Source organism: candidate division KSB1 bacterium (assembly GCA_034505495.1).
Taxonomy (GTDB): domain Bacteria; phylum Zhuqueibacterota; class Zhuqueibacteria; order Residuimicrobiales; family Krinioviventaceae; genus Fontimicrobium_A.
This window is the reverse complement of sequence record JAPDQV010000012.1, coordinates 19,265-38,306: the sequence shown is the minus strand read 5'-3', so window position 1 is coordinate 38,306 and position 19,042 is coordinate 19,265. Positions and strand designations below refer to the sequence as shown.

Below are 19,042 nucleotides of genomic sequence, written 5' to 3'. Positions count from 1 at the left end.
CAACGTCCGTTGTCGTCCGGTAGTGTTCATTTCTCACATGGAGCATCACTCGAATCAGACTTCGTGGGAAGAAACGATTGCCGAGGTCGTCATCGTGCCGCCGGATGAGCGCGGACTGATCGATCTGAATCGCGTCGAAGATGAACTAAAAAAGTATCGCGACAGGCCGATCAAGTTCGGCGCCTTTACCGCAGCCTCCAACGTGACCGGCATCATCACGCCGGTGCATGAGCTCGCCCGCCTGATGCACCGTTACGGCGGCTGGTGTTTTATCGATTATGCCGCCGCCGCGCCTTACGTCGAGATCAACATGCATCCCGGAGATGAAGAGGCCAAGCTCGACGCCGTCTATTTTTCGCCGCATAAATTTCTCGGCGGCCCCGGGTCGTCCGGCGTGCTGATCTTTGACAAAGAGCTTTACAAGAACCGCGTTCCCGATCAGCCGGGAGGAGGCACGGTTTTATGGACCAATCCATGGCACGAACACCATTTCATCGACGACATCGAGCTGCGCGAAGACGGCGGAACGCCGGGCTTTCTCCAGGCGATCCGCGGCGCCCTGGCCATCCGGCTGAAGGAGCAAATGACGGTCGAAGCCATCCTTGCCCGCGAAAAAGAGCAGGTAGAGCGGCTGTTCGACGGCCTGCGTTCTCTGCCCGATATCCATATTCTTGCGGACAATGTCACCGAAAGGCTGGGAATTTTTTCCCTCTATGTGCATAATCTGCATTATAACCTCATGGTGCGCCTGCTCAATGACCGATTCGGCGTACAGGTGCGGGGCGGTTGTTCCTGCGCCGGAACTTATGGCCATTATCTGCTGCACGTCGATCCGACAAGATCAAAAGAGATGACCGACCGCATCGATCGCGGCGATCTCTCGGCCAAGCTGGGTTGGGTGCGCATCTCCATTCACCCGACGATGACGGATGCGGAACTCGACTTTATCGTCGATGCCGTGCGGCAAATCATGCGCTATGGCAAAAGGTGGGGGGAAGAGTATCGGTATGACCCCCACACCAACGAGTTCACCCACAAAGAGCGGCCGATCGATCTCACTCCGTTGATTGATCGATGGTATCGCTTAGAGGATTAGTCGGCTTTAAAAAGGGCCGCAATTCTTCCCAAGTGATGAGCAGCTCTGTTCGTCCGAGTGCGTAGGGGGCGATTTCATACGGATTATAAATAAAAAGGAATCCTTCCTTTGTGACGCCGAAATTGCCGGTGAGATAAAATTGGTCCTCCTCAAACCAAAAGCCGGTTTCCTCCAGCGAAGCATCAGCCGGAATTTGATGTTGTTCACGGAATTTACTCTCCGCAACTTGCTGTAACAGCAATGCTTCCCTACGATCGGTAAAATCTTCAGGCAGAAGTCTTTGACCATTGCGCGGATCGAAGACAATGAGCTCAACATAGGAGTTGCCGTGCGCCTCGCCGGTAAAGCGATAAGTATCGAGCCGAAGAGTCCATACTTTCGGCGATTGATAGATCACATCGATCGAAATCTTTAATTCCCAGTTTTGGCTGTAGTCACTTTTTATTATATACTCACGAAATTGATCGACAAACCATTGTGCCGCATCTTCAATTTCGACATCAGCCGGTTCGTTCAAAGTATGAACGACGATGAGCTCCTTGACAAAGCGATTGAGTGAATCCGCCGCCGCATTGCCGTAAAAGTGCGGATAGCTGAAAGAAGCCGTCAGTTGCGCGTCGATGCCGTTTTCGGCCCTCCAGGAGCGAGTCGTCTGCATCATGTTAAAAGAGAGCTCCTTGCCAGGAGGAGCGTCTTTGCGGCAAAAGAGCAAAAGAGCGGCGGCAAGCAGAGTTAAGATTCGATTATTAGTCATTTCCGTTTCTTCTTCTGTTTCAGTTTAAAAATACAGATCGGCAAAGTCCATGAAACGTTGCCAATCGTAAAGTGTCACGTCGTGACCGCCGCTGCGGATGTGGTAGCCGATCGACCCCATGACCGGTTGATTGACTGGAGGCATTTCTTCTGCAGCAAGTCCCTGCAGGCCGAACAACCGATAGACCGGCGAGGCGTATTTTGCGGCTAAAAATTCGCCGCGCGGATCAGCCCAAAGATCATTCTCGGCACTTGCAACATAGACCGGCCGCGGGGCGATCAGAGCAATCAACATGTGCTGATCGACCGGCAAATCGTCTTCGGCATCGTTGTAGCGGTTAAAATGGTCGCAGAACCAGTGCGGAAAAGTGGTGTTGATGATTTTGAGGGTTTCGCCGAAGCGCCGACGGGACAGTGCCGCGCCGCCGCAGCCGGAATTATTGGAAATGACCATGGCAAAACGCGGATCCGAGGCTCCTGCCCACAAAGCCGTCTTGCCGAGCCGCGAATGGCCCCAAACGATCACTTTATCGCCGTCGACATCGGGATCATTCTCCAGGTAATCCATGGCGCGCGACAGCCCCCACGCCCATGCGGAAATGGATCCCCACTCATCCGGCTCGGGCTGCGCCTGCCCTTTTGCATAAAAATAGGGATGGATGCCGTTGTCGAAACGGCCTTCGTCATCCGGGTCGATGTCGCCGTAATAGATTGTAGCTATTCCGTAGCCGCGGGCAATAATTTCACGGATCGGCCAGCGTGAGGCGGCGGCGCCGCGGTTGGCCTCCTTTGCACGATGATCCGTGATGCCGAATTTTGGATCGTTGGGCACCCAGCTCTCCGGCAGCCGCACCGCCGGATCGTCGATGACCGTGTGATTGCCGTTGAAATTCAAACCCAAAAAGACGGGGGACGATTTTTCCCCCGTTGGGGTATAAAGAAGCAGGTCCATAAAGGGCCCTTCTTTTTTCCCCAGCAGAAAGATGCGCACTTGTTTGCGCATGGCCGCCCCGTCAAGAGCCGAATTGGACTTTTCCAACACTTGCCATTTGATCTTGACCCGTTTCTCGGGCATTTTCCCGTATACGTGTTCAGCGAACAGCGCATAGATTTCCGGGCGACGTTTGTAGAGCCAGGTCTGCGCGTCGTTAACCGGCGAGCCGTCACGGCAACGCAAGAGTTCCGGCAGCGTATAAGTAGGAACTCGGGATTCCTCATAGTTGACGTCCTGCCTTTGCGCAAATAGGATAAAGGGCAACAAAAGGAGAATCAGGCTGTTGAAGAACTCGGACATGAGCACCTCTAAAAAGCATTCGTTTTTTAGAGATAATACATCGTTTCTATTATGCGCCTTTTAAGACACCGAACATAAATTGTACAATAGGCCGGCGTGCAACTCTGTTTGGCAGATCTTTTTAAAGCAAAAGCCAAGGGGCTTTTCCGACCTATCGGCGATTATCCCTTGGCTTCTAATTATTTGATCAATGCCATTTTGATGGTTTTGACCTGGGTATCGGATTCCAAGCGACAGAAATAAATGCCGCCTGAGACCGGGCGATTTTCATAGTCGGTGCCGTTCCAACTCAATCGATAGTCGCCTGCATCATACAAGCGGTCGCATAGAACGGTTACCAGTTGCCCCAGGCTGTTATATATGCTCAATCGAACGGGGGCCGACCGTGATAATGCAAAGCGGATTTCGGTGTTTGGATTGAATGGATTCGGGTAGTTTTGATGCAAAGTAAAAGAGACGACAGAAGCGTTTGCGGATACCCGAGTGTCCGGTTCCTCCTCCGGTATTGTCGATTTGCCGTTGAAAAAGGCTGCATGGATATTGCTCTGTTCCGGGCTGCCGGCATAGCGGTAAGCGATGCAAAATTCGTTTGCATGCATGCCGTAGGTAACGACAGGGTATGAAAACATGCCTTCATTTGCTTCAGAGCCGGAAATTGTTGTATTGATCAAGGGTGAGGCGCCCGGATTGCCGCTCTCGTCAACTAAGGTAAACAGAGTATCGTGCGGCATGACGCGCATCCGTTGACCGTAAATATCTGCCGGCGGCGGATACCAGTTCGGTTCGCTTCCCCAACTGCCGTCCCATTGATTGCCCCGATAATCGTTCCAAACGGTTAAAAATGTCCCGTCTTGTTGATTGTAATCAATGCCGTTATATTCTTGATTATAAGGATCAGTGCAGATGGGAAAATCCGGCCAGGTTTTCCAGCTTCCGGTATCAGCCGGTTTGCCTTTTTGATCCAATAAAACGACAGAGGTCAAAGTGTCTGCTTCGACCTGTGGTTTAAAACCCCGCGCAAATGCCTCGGCATCGGGGAAATAGCTGACTCTTTGTCCCAGGATATCTGCACCATTGTTTTGATAAGCCGTCCACACCACCATGCATTCGGGCAAAGGATTGATATGTTTTTGAGCAGGCAGGTTCGGCATGTCATAGGTTTCATCGTTGGCGGCAACATGCGGTGAGCCTACATAATCTGCAAAGCCGCCGACGGTACTGCAGATCTGCATAGTGCCGTTACTGCTCTGCCCGCTGATCGGGAACTCTGGCAGCCAAGGCGCCGAATTTCGATCGGCAGCTTTTAAGAGCGGATGATTGCCGACCGGTCTGCCCCATGTATCCAATCGGCTGCCGTCGGCGCCGGCGAGCCGTACTCCCCAGATGCCGATTTCGTTGCCTGAGAGGGTATAACGAAGATAGACCACCAGCCATTCATCGATTTTTTTACCTCCGTGCAGGCCGAGATACGCTGCATCCGGCATCGTTTCCTCGTGATCCGGCGAAACGGCAATCGGCAAAGCAAATCGAGAGTCATTCGGATCGCCTGGGGGTGCAAAATCACCGTTTTCATTTAACAGCCGACCATAGATGTCGCTGTTAGCCGTCCATCCGCCTTCGCTTATTCTGGCATTTCGGCCGTCGACCCATGCGCAGAGTACGGTTTTTCGTTGTTTATTATAGGATATTTTGGGGGAATACTGGCTGCTGTCGTGGTTGCAGATGACAAATTCTCCTCCGGCAAGAGAACGAGAGACGAAAACTTTATTGCCGTCGCCATCGATCAGAATACCGTAAATGTCGGATTTTGCGACACGGGAGTCGCTCCAAACGATCAAATACCGCTTGCTGCCGGCGAGATATTCAACTTGCGGGCTGTAAAGCCGAAAGGCACCGTTGTTGAAAATTTCGAATGGATCGCCTGCAGGCCCGTTTTGATCGAGGAAACGGCCCCATAGGGCGGTCGGATTATCGCTCGTCTCCCGCCAGACGATCAACCACCGTTTTTTATGAATATCGTAAGCGGCGGCAGGCGAATCCTTTTTCTTTTCGTTTTCAATTACCGCTATGTCTGCGAGAGGATAAACATTCGTCTGCTGATCAAAAAATGCGACGGGCAGTTTTATTTTTCCGCCTTCGTGCGTAAACCGGCGCGGCTCTCTTTCAGCGACCCATTCCCCGGCGGCAGCGTTCCATCGGCTGAAACGGTAAACGATCTCGCTGCCGACTTTAGTCGGCGGAAAGTCATACTCCCCCTCATAAATGTTCGTTGAATTTCGGCGCTGCAGGATCACTCGCAGGTTACCGTCAGGCAGGTTGATCTCTACAGCCGCCGAATCCCCTGCCTGCGGTTTGAAATTCCCCAATTGCAGCTGAACATCCATATTAACGGCAAAGAGCACCGGGTTGTGCGGAGCTCGTTTGGCTCCATGGGTATAGGTCAAGCGGGTTTTACCGTTCCCGCTGCGCAAAACCAGCAGGCTGTCTCGAGTTTCAATTAAAATGAAACATTTTTTTCGGCCCACCGGCGGTAATCCCCACCCCAGTGCAGTTTGTCCGACTTTTTCCCATAATTCCTGCGAGCATCTAAGCGAAAATTCGTAATAAAGCTTAGTTCCCCAAGACGATCCGCTGCTGTAAGTGGATGGGGCAGTGGTTGTCAGCTCAGAATAAAGCGTGTCTTTGGCGGGTGAAAAAGTGTACAATGATTTCACCCGTCCGGTTTCAGATCCCTTTTTGAAAGAGGCTTCATAATATTCCTGGTCAAGAATTTCGAAAACCGCATCCAAGTCCTCGACGACATTTCCCTCATAGGCGGCTTCGATGCAGTACCACTTTCCCGGCTTTGGTTGCGCAGCTGCCGAGACGACGAGCATGAAAGTAAACAACGCGAGATTGATTTTCATAACGGCCTCCTTTCTTATTCGGATCATCACGACAGCTGCCTTTTATATGTCCGGAAAAAGGTAATTGGAATGCTGTGGTGATTAAGCGGTAGTCGTGATTGAGTCTTATTCAAACTGAACCAGATAAATATTGCGAAACTCGATCGGCGATCCCTCGCTCTGCAGACCGATATAGCCCGAGTTCAGCGAGGCATTGACGCCGTTGTTCTGCATCATCCCGTTGACATAGCAGCTGATCGAACCGCCGCGCACCTCGATATCGTAGCTGTTCCACTCGCCGGACGGTTTTTCATTGCTTTCGTGCTTTTTCTTGATGATTAAAAACTGCCCCTTATTTTCGTAGGTCGAATCCCCGACCGTGATGCGGCCTGGTCCAATGAGCACAAAATCGCCGGCATTTCCGGCCATCAACTGGCATTCGATGCAGTTCGGCCAAACCTGGTCCGGCGGCTGACAGTGAAGGAGCACGCCGCTGTTGGTCGGCGTTTCAACCCAACGCCATTCCAAATGCAGCTTGTAGTTCGAATAGACTTGGTTGGTGCGCATATAGCCGTTGGGTACACCCTTGCAATGGACTACTCCGTCTCTGATCGACCAAACCGCGGCGACGTCAACGCTGTCGCCCGGCACAAACAGAGTCCAGCCGTCGAAATTCCGGCCATTAAACAACACGACTTTGTTTTGACGAGAAATCGAACAAAACAGGAAAAATGTCAGAACGGTGAGAACGAATATCGATTTCATGGCAACCTCTTGAGTTAATGATGAATTAATGGTATTGTTTGAGGTTGGGTCCGGTTGAGAATGAGATGGAAAAAGCTTTCCGTAGGGGCAAATATGGCACAAGCCTGCAGGGCTTTTCTCCTTCCCGTATTCTTTTATAAAAATCTATAAAATGGTTATTTTAATGTCAAGAAAAAAGACCGATGCAATAGCATACAGTGATTTAAACTCACCTTAATTTCGACTATGAATTTTCAATGAACCAACCCACGACTCAACAAGATATCCAACTTTAGGAGAAATAACTTATGGCGCTTCGCGATGAAATTATTCTTTTTTTAAACGATTACCTGCAGGTCGATCAATTCAAAGATTATGGGCCGAACGGTCTGCAGGTTGAAGGCAAAAATAAAGTCGAACGCATTGTGACCGGAGTATCGGCATCCGCCGAACTGTTTACCAAGGCTGCGGCAAAAGGGGCGGACATGATCATCGTTCATCACGGTATTCTGTGGGAAAAGAATAGTCTGGTCATCAAGGGCGGATTTCGGCGTCGCATAGAGCTGTTGCTTGGCGATGAGATAACTCTGCTGGCTTACCATTTGCCATTGGACAAACATCCGCAGATCGGCAACAATGCCCTGGCGGCGTCGGCTTTGGGAGTCGAAGCCTTGCAGGAATTTGCCGAGGTCGGGCTGCAGGGAAAGGTTCACCCGATTCCTTTTGCCGAGTTCCAAGCAAAAGTACGGGCATACTATGGCACTGAGCCGTTGGTCTTTTCCTATGGGCCGGAACGGGTCGAACGCATCGGCATTTGTTCGGGCGGCGCGCCCCGTTCGATCGTCGAGGCGATTGACTGCGGCTTGGATGTTTACATTACCGGCGAAGCCTCGGAGGCTACGCTGCATCTGGCAAAGGAAGGCAGGATTCATTTCATCGCTGCCGGACATTACGCAACGGAAAAGCCGGGAATCCGTGCCCTTGGTGATCTGGTTGCGAAACAGTTCGGTGTGCAGGTAGAGTTTATCGATATCCCTAATCCCGTCTAAATACAACTTGATTATTTTTGGCTTGGATGGTACATTTATTAGAATAGAAGAATGTAAGGAGTTCCTATCGCCAAGTTCTTTGCAAAAGTACGAGGCTTTTTTCACCTTTCGCGCCCCGTAAATGTTGTCATTGCCTTTATCGCCGTTCGTTTGGCTGCCCATATAGCCGATGCCTCGAAAACGGGTAGGTCGGTTTGGTTCGCTGCGTTGTCTGCCGCTTTGATAACGGCAGCCGCCAATGCGATCAATGACTATTTTGATATTGAAATCGACCGTATCAACCGGCCTAATCGACCCCTGCCGAGCGGCAAGATCGAGCGGTCCGAAGCTCTCTGGTTCGCCGCTATTTTCTTTTTTCTCGGTATTGCCTTAAGCTTCGGCATTAACCGCGCAGCCGTTGTTTTGGTCATTGTTGCTTCATTGCTCCTCATCGTCTATAGCCCCTTTTTCAAGCGCATGGTCTTGTTGGGAAATTTGTTGGTCAGTCTGACGACGGCGATGGCCATGTTTTACGGCGGAGTTGCCGCAGGTTCCCCAAGAAAAGCCATCGTGCCGGCGATTTTTGCCTTTTTCGTACATTTTGCCAGGGAAATCATAAAGGACATGGAGGATATCGAAGGCGACAGTCGTTTTGCGGCCATGACGTTGCCCGTCCGTCATGGAAATGAACCGGCCAAGCTGTTGGCTACCGTCGTACTGCTGGACTTGATCGCCTTTTCTTTTTTCCCTTTTGCTTTGGGACTTTACGGACGATGGTATTTGTATATTGTGTTGGTAATCGACTTGATTTTCGCAGGCATCATTATCGCCCTTTGGCTGACCTCCCGAAGAAAAGCGCTCGCCTGCATGAGCGTACTGCTCAAGCTTTGTATGGTTTTGGGGTTGTTTGCCATTTATGCAGGCAGGTGGAACTAGTAAGCCGATCAAAGAATGAGAGCGCTTTTACAGAGAGTATCACGGGGATCGGTTGTTGTTGATGAACGAGTTCTCGGCCGAATCGGCCGCGGCCTGGTGGCGCTCATCGGCATCGCTCATCAGGACGATGAGCGGGTCGCCGAAGCGATGGCCGGAAGAATTGTCAATCTGCGTATTTTTGAAGATGAAGCGGGAAAATTCAATCTCTCGGCGATGGATATCGGCGCCGAGATTTTGGCCGTTTCTCAATTTACTTTATACGCCGACACGCGGCGCGGTCGTCGTCCCGGTTTTACGGATGCCGCGCCTCCGGACAAGGCTCAGCCGCTTTTCGACTATACTGTTGAATGTCTTCGGCGCAGCGGCCTAAAAGTCGAGACCGGCGCCTTCGGCGCCCATATGGTGGTAGAAATCATTAACGACGGACCGGTTACGATTATGCTCGACAGCCAAGACCGCAGCCTATGAATGACATCGAACAAAAGCTTTTTTCGCAAAAACTTGTCTTGGCCTCGCAGTCACCCCGTCGGGCACAGCTGCTGCACCTTATGGGATTCGATTTTGAGATCATTCCCAGCCGGTTCGACGAGGATTCGGTGCGGGTGGACGATCCTGTCGAACATGTGCGTCTGCTTTCCCAGGCCAAAGCGCAGCAGGTGGCTGCGCAAGTGGAGCGGGGGATCGTCATCGGCGCCGATACGGTCGTGGTGCTCAACGGCGAAATTTTGGGCAAGCCGCGGGATGAAGAGGAAGCCCGTATGATGCTGCGGCGTTTGGCGGGACGTTCGCACCAAGTCTATACCGGCTTTGCGCTGGTCGATCGTCCAAGCAATCGAACCATCACCGATTATGAGATGACGACCGTGCACTTTCGGCCTTTGGCTGATTGGGAAATCGATCGGTATGTGCGAACACAGAGTCCGTTCGACAAAGCCGGTGCTTACGGCATTCAAGATCAGAGCGCGATTTTTGCCGATCGCATCGAAGGATGCTTTTACAACGTCGTCGGCTTTCCGCTCACCCGGTTCTATACGGCCATGATGCGCTTTATCTCTGAGGAGGAAAGCCGTTTATGATGGTGCTGCAGGAAATCAAGCGCATCTATTTTCTGGCGATCGGCGGTACGGCAATGGGTTCTTTAGCCGCTTTGCTCAAGCAGAAAGGCTATGAGGTGTACGGCTCGGATGAAAACGTCTATCCGCCGATGAGCGATTTTCTGCACGAGCAGCAAATTCCGGTCATTTCCGGCTTTCGCGTCGAGAACCTGACGCCGCCGCCTGATCTGGTCATCGTGGGCAACGTCATCTCCCGCGGTAATGTAGAGATTGAAGAGATTCTTGATCGCCGCATTCCCTATCTTTCGCTCCCCGACGCGGTGCGGGAATTTCTCATTCGCGGCAAACAGTCGATCGTCGTCACCGGCACGCACGGAAAAACCACCACGACTTCGCTGCTGGCGTGGCTGTTTACCTCGGCAGGCCGCGACCCCGGCTTTCTCATCGGCGGTATTCCCAAAAATTTTGGCCGCGGCTTTCAGCTCGGCAACGGAAAAGAGTTTATCATCGAAGGCGACGAATACGACTCGGCTTTTTTTGACAAAGTTGCAAAGTTTCTTCGCTACATGCCGGATATCGGCATCATCAACGCCGTGGAATACGATCATGCCGACATCTATGCCTCTTTGGACGAGATCAAAACGGCCTTTCGGCGGTTCGTCAATCTGATTCCGCGCCGAGGAATGTTGGTAATTAATGGGGATGATCCGAACGTGCGCGACGTCGCCTCGCGCGCTTTTTGTCCGGTGGTTACCTTTGGGATGAATGCCGAAAACGATTGGTATCCTGCAGCCTGGCGTTGCGGTCTGCAGGGGGTCGAGTTTTCGGTGCTGAAAAAAGGTGAACTATGGGGAGAGGCGCGTCTGGGTTTGGCGGGAACCCACAACATCCGCAATGCCTTGGCCTGCATTGCCGTGGCTGATGCTTGCGGCATTGACAAGCAGACGATTCTCGCCGCGTTGGCTTCTTTTTCCGGCGTCAAACGCCGTCTGGAACGGCTCGGCGAGGTGCACGGTATGGAGGTTTATGACGATTTCGGCCATCACCCGACGGCGGTAAAAGAGACGCTCGCGGCTCTCCGCGCGCAGCATCCCAATCGCCGTATATGGGCGCTGTACGAGCCGCGCTCCGCAACCAGTCGGCGCAATGTCTTTCAAAACGAGTTCGTCGACGCCTTTCAGGATGCGGATGTTATTTTGGCCGCGCCGGTGCATCGGCCGGATAAAGCTCCGGCTGATCAACTGTTTTCCAGCGCCAAGTTGGCCGAGGATTTGCGCCGACGCGGCAAAGAAGCCCGTTATTTAAACATTGATGAAATGGTTGCTTTTATTCTCGATCACGGACGCGAAGGGGATTTGATCGTCACCTTCAGCAACGGTCCGTTCGGGGGAATTCACGAAAAGCTGCTGCAACGCAGTTGAGGGAGTTTTAGAGCAGAGAGGAAAAGCTATGGAGAGTACGGAAGAAAAGAAAAAACCGCGACGACGCGGAAGAAGGTCGAACAGCCGACCCAAACGTCAGACCGAAGAGAAGAGTCAAAAAGTTCAGGACCTCATTCGCAGAATCAAGGAAGAACTGGCGGACTCTATCGAACCGATCTGTCTACCTGATCTGAACGCTTATGAACGCCGTCTGATCCATCGTCATTTCGGCAAGGGAAGCGAGTATGTGACCAAAACTTATCGCCTCAGCGAAGAGGACTATGAGCTGCGCATCTACCCGGTGGGCAATCTGCGCCGATATGCGCAAAAGATGGCCGATCAGGCGATACAGACTCGGGAAAAGGTCATTCTTCCGCCGATGAGCGCTTATGAGCGGTTTGTGATTCACGACTATTTGAAGAATTTGGACACCATCAAGACCATCAGTCGGGGGGAGGGAGAGGATCGACACATCGAGATCGAGCCCGAAGTGTTCGGCCGCGGTCTCAAGCGCATGATCCGCAAGATCAAATTGTTTTAGCGCAGATAGATCGGATTGGCGAAACAGTGATAGTTCAGACCTTTTGCTAAGGTAACTGCTTCGACCCGAAGGTACCCGGCCTGAGGAAGCTTTTCGAGGCGAAGCGAGAGAGAGTGATCATAGAGACCCGAAGGTATCTTTAGCCGCTTTCGGGTCTCTTTTTTTGTCCGGCAGTCGCCGATGATGACCTGAACGCATTGAAATGCGCCGAAAACAGGACTGGAAGCCAACCGCAGATGCAGCGTTCCGGCCAGCGGAGGCGCCTCATCGCCGATGCGGTAAAGAGTGGAGCCGCTTTCCCATTCCGCTTCGAGCATAGGGCCGTCAGTGCAGACAACGCGGCCGCGGCGCAGCGCCTCCAGCAGTGACTGCAGCGTCCATGACCCGTCGATGCGGACGGCCGTTCGCGCTCGGCCGAATATTTCCCGAATTTCTTCCCGCAGGGAAATGTGAGGAGTGCCGATCTGCCGAAAGCGGTTAAAACTGCCGTGAGCATCGTTGCCTGCGATAAGAGTCAGTCTCCGGCCCTCAAGCAACCGTGCGATCCAATGTTTCAGGCCCACGCGCAGGAATTCTTTTTTATTGCCGTTCCAAAACTGGGCGCCGTCGAGACGCGGCAGCGACAGGTCTTGGCGGCTCCAATGACCACGACGAAGCAGCAGCTTTTGCAGCAGCGGCGGTTTGGTCTGCGGGTGCGCCGCGATGGCCAAGGCATGGGGAGCCAGTCGATCCAATACTTCCTGCAAAGAATATTCCGGTTTGTTGCGGAGAAACCGCTCGGCGCCGTCGCCGGTCCCGACATAAAATTCAGGATCGGCGTACAGCAAAAGATGGACGTTGCGGCCGCGATGGTTGCCGACCGAAAGCTCTTCTCCCGGTATGAACAATACCTCGGGCTCGCCTCGGTTAAGGCGCTCGACGGTTTTCTGCAGCTCGCGCCATTTCGGCAGCTCAGGGTCATTGCGGAGATAGTCATCGACGCGGTCGTCCAAATCGTAGGAATGGTCGGTTACGGCGATAAAGTCCAGCTCGAGCGCTCGTGCTATTGTCGGCAAAGCCGCCAACGGCGGCCCGAACTCTACTTGATCGTTCGAAAAATAGCTGTGACAGTGGGTTTCACCCAGCTTCCAGTTGGGCAGGCGGGGCCAGGCGTTCTCATCGATGGTGACGACAAAAGGGTTATGGCTCGTCAGGCGATAGTTGTCGTTGAAGCAGCGCCGTTTTTTCCCTTCGACGATATAGTCGATGGCCACATCGACGTAGACGCGGCCTCGACGCTGCAAAGGCAGCGTACAGAAAAAGAGGCGATGGAGAAACGGTTCGTGCACTGAGTGACCCAGTTCCTGATCATATACCAAAATCGACTGTCCGTCGTCAAAACCGGCGCGAACGGCAAGCCGGATGAGCTCTACGGGATAGCGGTCGGCGTCTTTTACCATCAGCAGCACCGGTAACGGTTGACCGGCCCGCACACGAAAGGGAACATCGGCGATAATTTCCGGCTCGCGCATAAAGTAGCGGCTCGGCAGGCCGAAGAGACGATAATGGACCTCGGCATAGCCGAGAAAGGGCAGTAGGACAAAGGCTTTGGAAATCGGGATCATTGACGGTTCATGATCTCTTTGGCGATTACGAGAGCAGGGCGGCGGTCGAACCGCTTTGCATGCAGCCGACGGTAGATGTTTTTGTCGTACCAATAGCGCATTTTGGCCATTAGGCTCTCCCAAAAATATTCATCCATCCGATAAACGAACGACGGATCGGCGTAACAGTTGAGATGGCAGCCTTGACAGAATGAAAAGCGGCCTTGGCGATGGGCATAGAATTGCCTTAGCGCGCCTGCGCAGGCTTGTTCCAGCGCCGAAAGCGATCGCTCTTTTGCTGTGTCGGCGCTGTGGAGGGGAATCTTCTCACGATGAAAATGATAGCAGGGCAAAAGCAGATAGCTGTCCGGCGAAATGACGAGTGTCGATGATACAGCGCGGCAGCGCGGCGCCGGCCGCTGATTGCCGCCGTTGCGGCGCAGGCGGTGGAAAGCCGGGTTAACGTAAACGAAAGGTTGTCCCGCTGCCGCCTGTACTTCACGAAACAATGTGCGGTTCGGTTGATGCGGCAGTTCAGCCGAAAAGAGTGGGTTGACGATCAGCATCAGGCCGATTCTTTGCGCGAATCGAATCATAGGCTGCAGCTGATTGCGGTTTAGCGGCGTTATGGTGAACAATAAATCGGGCTTTTCGCCCAGAGTGCGCGCCAGGTCGATATTATGCATGACTTGCCGGAATACTTGGCGGCCGCGCAGCTCGTCATGCAGAGATTCATCCAGAGCGTCAAGCGAAAAGTGAAGAAAATCGATACGGCCGCGCAGCTCCTTTGCCATATCGGGATAGCGCAGGCCGTTGGTAGTGACCGAAGTCCGCAGACCGAGCCTTTTGGCCTCGGCCAGCATAGTCGGCAGTTCGTCATGCAGCAGCGGTTCGCCGCCGGTGAAATCGACAAAGCGTACGCCGATGCGGGCGGCGGCGCGCAGGTTGGTCACCACATCCGATAAGCGCGCATCTTGAGCAGCAGGATTTTGCCAAATCGAGCAAAAGCGGCAACGGCAGTTGCAGCGCTCGGTGATATAATAGTGCAGGAGAATCGGCGGCAATTTCATGCCGACCTCCCGATGGTATATCGGGCGTCCTTCCACCGTATACGGCGATCCAGGAGCATGAGAAAAGGCAAAACCAGCGTATAGATGATGAAGTAGACCTCAAAGGCGAGAAATTTCCGCAACGGAGCAGCAACTTGCGCCGCTTTTTGCGCGCGGCGTATCAGCAGCAGATCAACCACGGCTTTCGGCACCAAAAGGGCGACCGCCCAGGGTGTACGAAAGAAAGCGAAAAGGGGCGCCGCATGGGCGGCAAAAGCGATCGACATTAACAGCAAGCCCATCGGAGGGGCATGGCGCACGCCGGTGCTCCATCGTCGGCGTTGGAAATAGAGATCCGGCAGAGTTTCAGCCGGCCGGCTGACGACGACGCTTTCCGGAATGAGATAGAATCGGCATTTTAGGGAGGTGGATCGCCGTACAGCCTGGATGAGGGCAAAATCTTCCACCAAGGTGTCCGGCAGCGCCGTAAAGCCGCCGATTTGCAGATAAGCGCTGCGGCGAAAGGCGAGGTTGTTGCCGACCCAAGAGATCGGCAGACCGAGCTGTGAAACGCCGGCGGCTGCCGAAAGCAGCAGCAGCCAGTCGAGCGCCTGCACCGCCTGTCCGAGGGTATGCGCAGGCTGCAGCAGGGTCAACCCGCCGACGACTGCGGTGGTCGCGTCAAAGCAGCCTACTAGACCGCGCACCCAAGATGGCGAGGGCCGGCAGTCGGCGTCGGTAATGCAGACGATCTCGCCAGTTGAGCGCGCCAGCGCTTCCGCCAGTGCCCCGGCTTTGCCGGGTTTCTTTTTTTCGTTCGGGAAAAGGTTGACTATTTTGACATTTCGACCCATAGAGGCAAAGCTTTCCATGACGGCGAGCGTCCCGTCATTCGAAGCATCGTTGACCAGCCAGATGCACAGCTTTTCGGCCGGATAATCCAGCTGAGCGATGGCCTCCAAACAGCCCGACAGCAGCCGCTCCTCATTGCGGGCCGCCACAATGACGTCCACCGTCGGCTCCCATTCGACGCGGGGCGGGCGCTGCGGACGAAGCAGGATCAAAGCCGAAAGGATGTACAATAGAATGGGAATCACGAAAACTATCACGTCGTCACCGCTCCAACTTCATATCGACTCGACCGTCTGGTCCGCCGAAGGAAATAAGTATGGGCAAATTTTGCGGCGGCGGCCCGAGGCGTATGAGCAGCCGAGATTGCGGACCGGCGAGCCGATTGGTCAGCAAGTCGGTTCGCCATGGGCGAGGTTGAGGCGGAGCTGCCGCGGTAAAATCAAAGACGAACAGCCGTTCCCCTTTTCGGCTGCTTTGCTCGGTCACGGCTTCTATACGCCAAAGTTGGCTTTCGACGTCAAGGAGAAAAGACAACTTTTCTCCTGCTTGCGGATTGCGCCCACGAAGTTCATAAAGCATGGCCAGCAGCTGAGTGCATTGAGGCTGAATCGGCCAAGAAATCCCATTGTCGGCTTGCGCCCGCAAGGCGGTTCGGTCATAGTCGATGACCAAATCTTGACGAATATTCTTCTGATCGATCCGCTTGTCAACGCGATAAAGACCTTCTCGATCGAAAACGGTACGGTAAATGTTGTTGATTTTGAACAGCGAATCGAACATCGGCCGGGTCCGCACGGTCAACTCCGCGATGTATCGACCGTTCTGTTGCTTCAGCGAAATAAGAGCGCGGGCTGTCGGCAGACCTTTATAATACATCACATAACTTAACCGCTCGTTTATCCAGGCATCGGCGTAGGCAAAGCCGTAAGGCGATTTTACATCCTCAGCCAACAACGCAAGCGGCGAAAGCGCGAGCGCAATAGCCGAAAGCTTTAATAGATCCTTTGCTGCTTCACAAATTCTGTGCATTATGAACCCGATCTTTCCAAGTAAACCGACCGAAGGTGCCTGCCAAGCCGACGCCGACGATATAAGGAATCTGCACAAGGAGCCATAAAGGGAAATAAGGCAACAGATCGGTCCGTGAAAATTTGACGGCGCTGCGAAATGCAATCAGACCCTCGAACAGGGCGCGGGAGGCAAAGCAGGCGGCAACGGCTGCAACTCCGGCGCCCGTGACGGCTGCGCCGACTAATCCGACTGCCAAAGAAAGGTTAAAGAGCAGCACCAGCGCCAGATAAGCGAAGAACAGCGGATTGAGTATCAGCTGATAGGCGCCGTTCGACGCCCATCTTTTGCGCTGATTGATGAGCGCAGCCAGATTGGGCTGCGGCTGCGAGACGGCAAAGGCAAGAGGATCGTCGGCAAAACGCGCTCGGCAACCGGTCAATCGGAGCAACAGTTGCAGAAGAAGAACGTCGTCGCCGGAAACACGGCGCGCCACGCGCCGATAGCCGCCCACCTGCATAAAAAGCGATTTCCGGTAGCCCATATTCTGCCCGCTGGCTGCCAGCGGAATTCCCAAATTGGTCGTGGCCGCCGCTGCTCCCATCAACGTCAAAAAGTCGAACGCCTGCAAGCGTTCGATAAATCTCTGCTTTTCACCTTTGCGGCCGAACTGCGAAAAACCGATGACAAATCCGACTTCCGGCGTAAAGAAGGAAACCATGGCGCGGATCCAATTCGGCCCGACGCGGCAATCCGCATCGGTCGCCAAAATGATCTCGCCGCGCGCCGCCTCCACCGCCTGCTGCAGAGCGAATTTTTTCGGGCTGAAGGCTGGGGGGATTTCGCCGACCTTGAGCAGCCTGATAAAAGGGTAACGGCGACTATACGAGAGCACTCGTTCCGCCGTTTTGTCCGTCGAATGGTCGTCGGCAACGATGACCTCAAAAAGCGAAGCATCAAAAGTCTGATTGACGAGATCGTCGAGAATGCCGCCGATGTTATTCTCTTCATTGCGCGCTGCGATGACGACCGTGACGGAAAATTTTTCTTGTGAACGGTCAACCGGCTTGATCGCCAGACCGAACAAAAAGACGGCGATGAGCAGGCAATAAAGAGCCGTTAAAACAACGGCAATGGGGATGATGATCGCCACGCAGATTCCGTTACTGCAGTTCGAACCAGTCGATCGTCAACTTGCCTTCGTCGACGACCAGCTTGATTTCGTGGCTGCCTTTCGGAATTACAAAAGGCACGCTGAAATTGAAATAGAACTTGCCGGGATAGTAATTTCTGCCCAGCGCAATCTTTTTGCCGTCCAGTTCGATGTGCATGTCCGGCAGCTGGGTTTCGGCGCGGGCTTTTACCATCACTTTCAGAACCTGATCGATGGCGCTGTTGATCGGGTAGGCCAGCCATTCATCCGCCTGCAGCACCACGCCGTAGGCTTTGCGGTCGTGCTCGCTCTCTTCCGGCAGTTCTACAATCGGCACCGGCTCATTCGGCCTGTAAACTTTTGCAAAGCCTGTCGGGTCGAGCAATGCATAAGAAAGCCCCTCACCCTCATGACCGTAATTTTCCGCCTGAATGCGCGCCGGTACGCGCCGAAAGACGGCCTGTACCACATCCGGAAAAAAGTCGCAGTTTTCCAGCTTGACGTTTTCGAGCAGCTGATTGAGACTGCGCAGCGCCTCTTCGGCGGAAGGCTTTTCGCCTCCACGACTGAATTCGACGATTTTATCCCATCCCTCCGGCCGTTTGATTGAGTAGGGCGTATTTTTAGTGTCCATTTTTTTCCACGGCCAGAATAGCCAGCCGATGTTGTGGTCTTCGTAAAGCTGATAGGCGGCCCAATACCAGTCATTATTGTTTTCGCCGCTTTCGCCGCACCAAAGAGGCACATTGTATTTTTCTCGAAACTCCAAATAAGGCTGCAGACTTTTGGTATCCGGCGTCGACCAATATTTGTGAAACTGGTAAAAGGTGTTTGAGTCGAACGGTGGTCCGAAGATGCTGAAATCGTTCGCCCAATGTGCGCCTTCGAGCGTAATCATCGTGTAAGGATCAACCTGCCGAATCGCCGCAACAATGCGCCGATAAAGCGGTTCCAATTCGGGATAGAATTGTTTGAACTGCTCCGGCAGCGGTTCGTTCAGCAGATCATAGGCAACCACGAAAGGCTCCCGTGCATAACGCTTGGCAAGGGTCCTCCAGAGCGTAATTAGCCGCTCCTGAGCCGCCGGATCCGTAAACAGCTCGGGAAAGTCGTTGCGGCTGTCGTCAATGTTGGAACCGGTTTGCCCGCCGGGCGCGCCGTGCATGTCGATGATGACGTACACGCCGTGCTTTGTGCACCATTTGACCAGATTGTCGAGCAATTGAAAGCCCTCTTTTTCCAACTTGCCGGACTCTTCGTTCATCAGCACCCGCCAATTGACCGCCGGCCGTACGGCGTTGAAACCGAGCTCCTTGATGCGGGCAACGTCGGCTTCGGTGATATAGTTGGCGCGGAACTGCCGCCAAAACTTTTTGGCTTCCTGTTCGCCGATCATATCCACAATTAATTTTTCAATTCTGCGCGGCCGATCGCCGTTTTTGCCGAACTTCCACATATAGCCTTCCGGCAAAAGATAGTTGCCCAAGCCGACGGCGCGCAGGATCACCCGCTTACCGTTCCGATCAACGATGTCTCTTCCCTGCACGCGAAGAGTTTTGGGGTTCTCTCGCGATAGCCGTGCGCATCCAAGCGTCAATAGAACACAAGTGACACTCAGCAGCCAAACAAGCTTTTTCATATTGC

16 protein-coding genes and 1 pseudogene are annotated in these 19,042 nt (G+C 53.5%); 7 read left to right on the top strand and 10 right to left on the bottom strand.

Annotation, left to right across the window (positions count from 1 at the left end; translation table 11 throughout):
* Window positions 1-1,096 (top strand): annotated as a pseudogene (locus ONB24_07095) (aminotransferase class V-fold PLP-dependent enzyme).
* On the opposite strand, the gene ONB24_07090 reads toward ONB24_07095, so the two are convergent.
* From ONB24_07090 to ONB24_07075, 4 genes are all read right to left on the bottom strand, one after another.
* A complete protein-coding gene (locus tag ONB24_07090; GenBank protein ID MDZ7315871.1) occupies window positions 1,056-1,850 on the bottom strand; it encodes a DUF3298 and DUF4163 domain-containing protein in 795 nt (264 codons plus the stop codon). The pseudogene ONB24_07095 and the gene ONB24_07090 sit on opposite strands and share 41 nt — an antisense overlap.
* Window positions 1,851-1,874: 24 nt before the next feature.
* Entirely contained in the window at window positions 1,875-3,143 is a 1,269-nt protein-coding gene (locus ONB24_07085) for an acetylxylan esterase (GenBank protein ID MDZ7315870.1), read from the bottom strand.
* A 179-nt stretch (window positions 3,144-3,322) separates the two neighbouring features.
* The gene (locus tag ONB24_07080; GenBank protein ID MDZ7315869.1) at window positions 3,323-6,049 is read right to left on the bottom strand and encodes a T9SS type A sorting domain-containing protein; all 2,727 of its coding nucleotides are present in this window, start codon (window positions 6,047-6,049) and stop codon (window positions 3,323-3,325) included.
* Between the two features lie 105 nt (window positions 6,050-6,154).
* Window positions 6,155-6,793, bottom strand: coding sequence for a DUF1080 domain-containing protein (locus ONB24_07075; protein ID MDZ7315868.1), 639 nt, complete (start codon window positions 6,791-6,793; stop codon window positions 6,155-6,157).
* Between the two features lie 287 nt (window positions 6,794-7,080).
* Here ONB24_07075 and ONB24_07070 point away from each other — a divergent pair, with 287 nt between their 5' ends.
* The 6 genes from ONB24_07070 to ONB24_07045 all read left to right on the top strand — a co-directional run bounded on the left by ONB24_07070 (window position 7,081) and on the right by ONB24_07045 (window position 11,753).
* Complete coding sequence (locus ONB24_07070) at window positions 7,081-7,821, top strand: Nif3-like dinuclear metal center hexameric protein (GenBank protein MDZ7315867.1); 741 nt, start codon at window positions 7,081-7,083, stop codon at window positions 7,819-7,821.
* A 150-nt stretch (window positions 7,822-7,971) separates the two neighbouring features.
* Complete coding sequence (locus ONB24_07065) at window positions 7,972-8,736, top strand: geranylgeranylglycerol-phosphate geranylgeranyltransferase (protein MDZ7315866.1); 765 nt, start codon at window positions 7,972-7,974, stop codon at window positions 8,734-8,736.
* Window positions 8,737-8,751: 15 nt separating this feature from the next.
* Window positions 8,752-9,204 carry a D-aminoacyl-tRNA deacylase gene (gene dtd, locus ONB24_07060; protein ID MDZ7315865.1) on the top strand — a complete coding sequence of 151 codons (453 nt, stop codon included), beginning with the start codon at window positions 8,752-8,754 and terminating at the stop codon, window positions 9,202-9,204.
* A complete protein-coding gene (locus ONB24_07055; GenBank protein MDZ7315864.1) occupies window positions 9,201-9,812 on the top strand; it encodes a Maf family protein in 612 nt (203 codons plus the stop codon). The genes dtd and ONB24_07055 overlap by 4 nt, the downstream gene beginning before the upstream one ends.
* Entirely contained in the window at window positions 9,809-11,212 is a 1,404-nt protein-coding gene (gene mpl, locus ONB24_07050) for a UDP-N-acetylmuramate:L-alanyl-gamma-D-glutamyl-meso-diaminopimelate ligase (GenBank protein MDZ7315863.1), read from the top strand. Before ONB24_07055 ends, mpl begins: the two co-directional genes overlap by 4 nt.
* Before the next feature lie 28 nt (window positions 11,213-11,240).
* On the top strand, window positions 11,241-11,753 hold the full coding sequence (locus ONB24_07045) for a hypothetical protein (protein ID MDZ7315862.1): 513 nt from the start codon (window positions 11,241-11,243) through the stop codon (window positions 11,751-11,753).
* Here the strand turns inward: ONB24_07045 and ONB24_07040 are convergent.
* The 6 genes from ONB24_07040 to ONB24_07015 are packed head-to-tail and all read right to left on the bottom strand — an operon-like array spanning window position 11,750 to window position 19,037.
* Entirely contained in the window at window positions 11,750-13,357 is a 1,608-nt protein-coding gene (locus ONB24_07040; GenBank protein ID MDZ7315861.1) for a CehA/McbA family metallohydrolase, read from the bottom strand. The two genes, ONB24_07045 and ONB24_07040, sit on opposite strands and share 4 nt — an antisense overlap.
* Window positions 13,354-14,406, bottom strand: a complete 1,053-nt coding sequence (locus ONB24_07035) for a radical SAM protein (protein MDZ7315860.1) — start codon at window positions 14,404-14,406, stop codon at window positions 13,354-13,356. The genes ONB24_07040 and ONB24_07035 overlap by 4 nt, the downstream gene beginning before the upstream one ends.
* Window positions 14,403-15,494, bottom strand: a complete 1,092-nt coding sequence (locus ONB24_07030) for a glycosyltransferase (protein ID MDZ7315859.1) — start codon at window positions 15,492-15,494, stop codon at window positions 14,403-14,405. Before ONB24_07030 ends, ONB24_07035 begins: the two co-directional genes overlap by 4 nt.
* 4 nt (window positions 15,495-15,498) lie before the next feature.
* Complete coding sequence (locus ONB24_07025) at window positions 15,499-16,266, bottom strand: DUF3108 domain-containing protein (protein ID MDZ7315858.1); 768 nt, start codon at window positions 16,264-16,266, stop codon at window positions 15,499-15,501.
* Window positions 16,250-17,398 (bottom strand): glycosyltransferase, encoded by a 1,149-nt coding sequence (locus tag ONB24_07020; GenBank protein MDZ7315857.1) that lies wholly within the window; start codon window positions 17,396-17,398, stop codon window positions 16,250-16,252. Before ONB24_07020 ends, ONB24_07025 begins: the two co-directional genes overlap by 17 nt.
* 10 nt (window positions 17,399-17,408) lie before the next feature.
* Window positions 17,409-19,037 (bottom strand): cellulase family glycosylhydrolase, encoded by a 1,629-nt coding sequence (locus ONB24_07015; protein ID MDZ7315856.1) that lies wholly within the window; start codon window positions 19,035-19,037, stop codon window positions 17,409-17,411.
* Window positions 19,038-19,042: the final 5 nt, after the last annotated feature.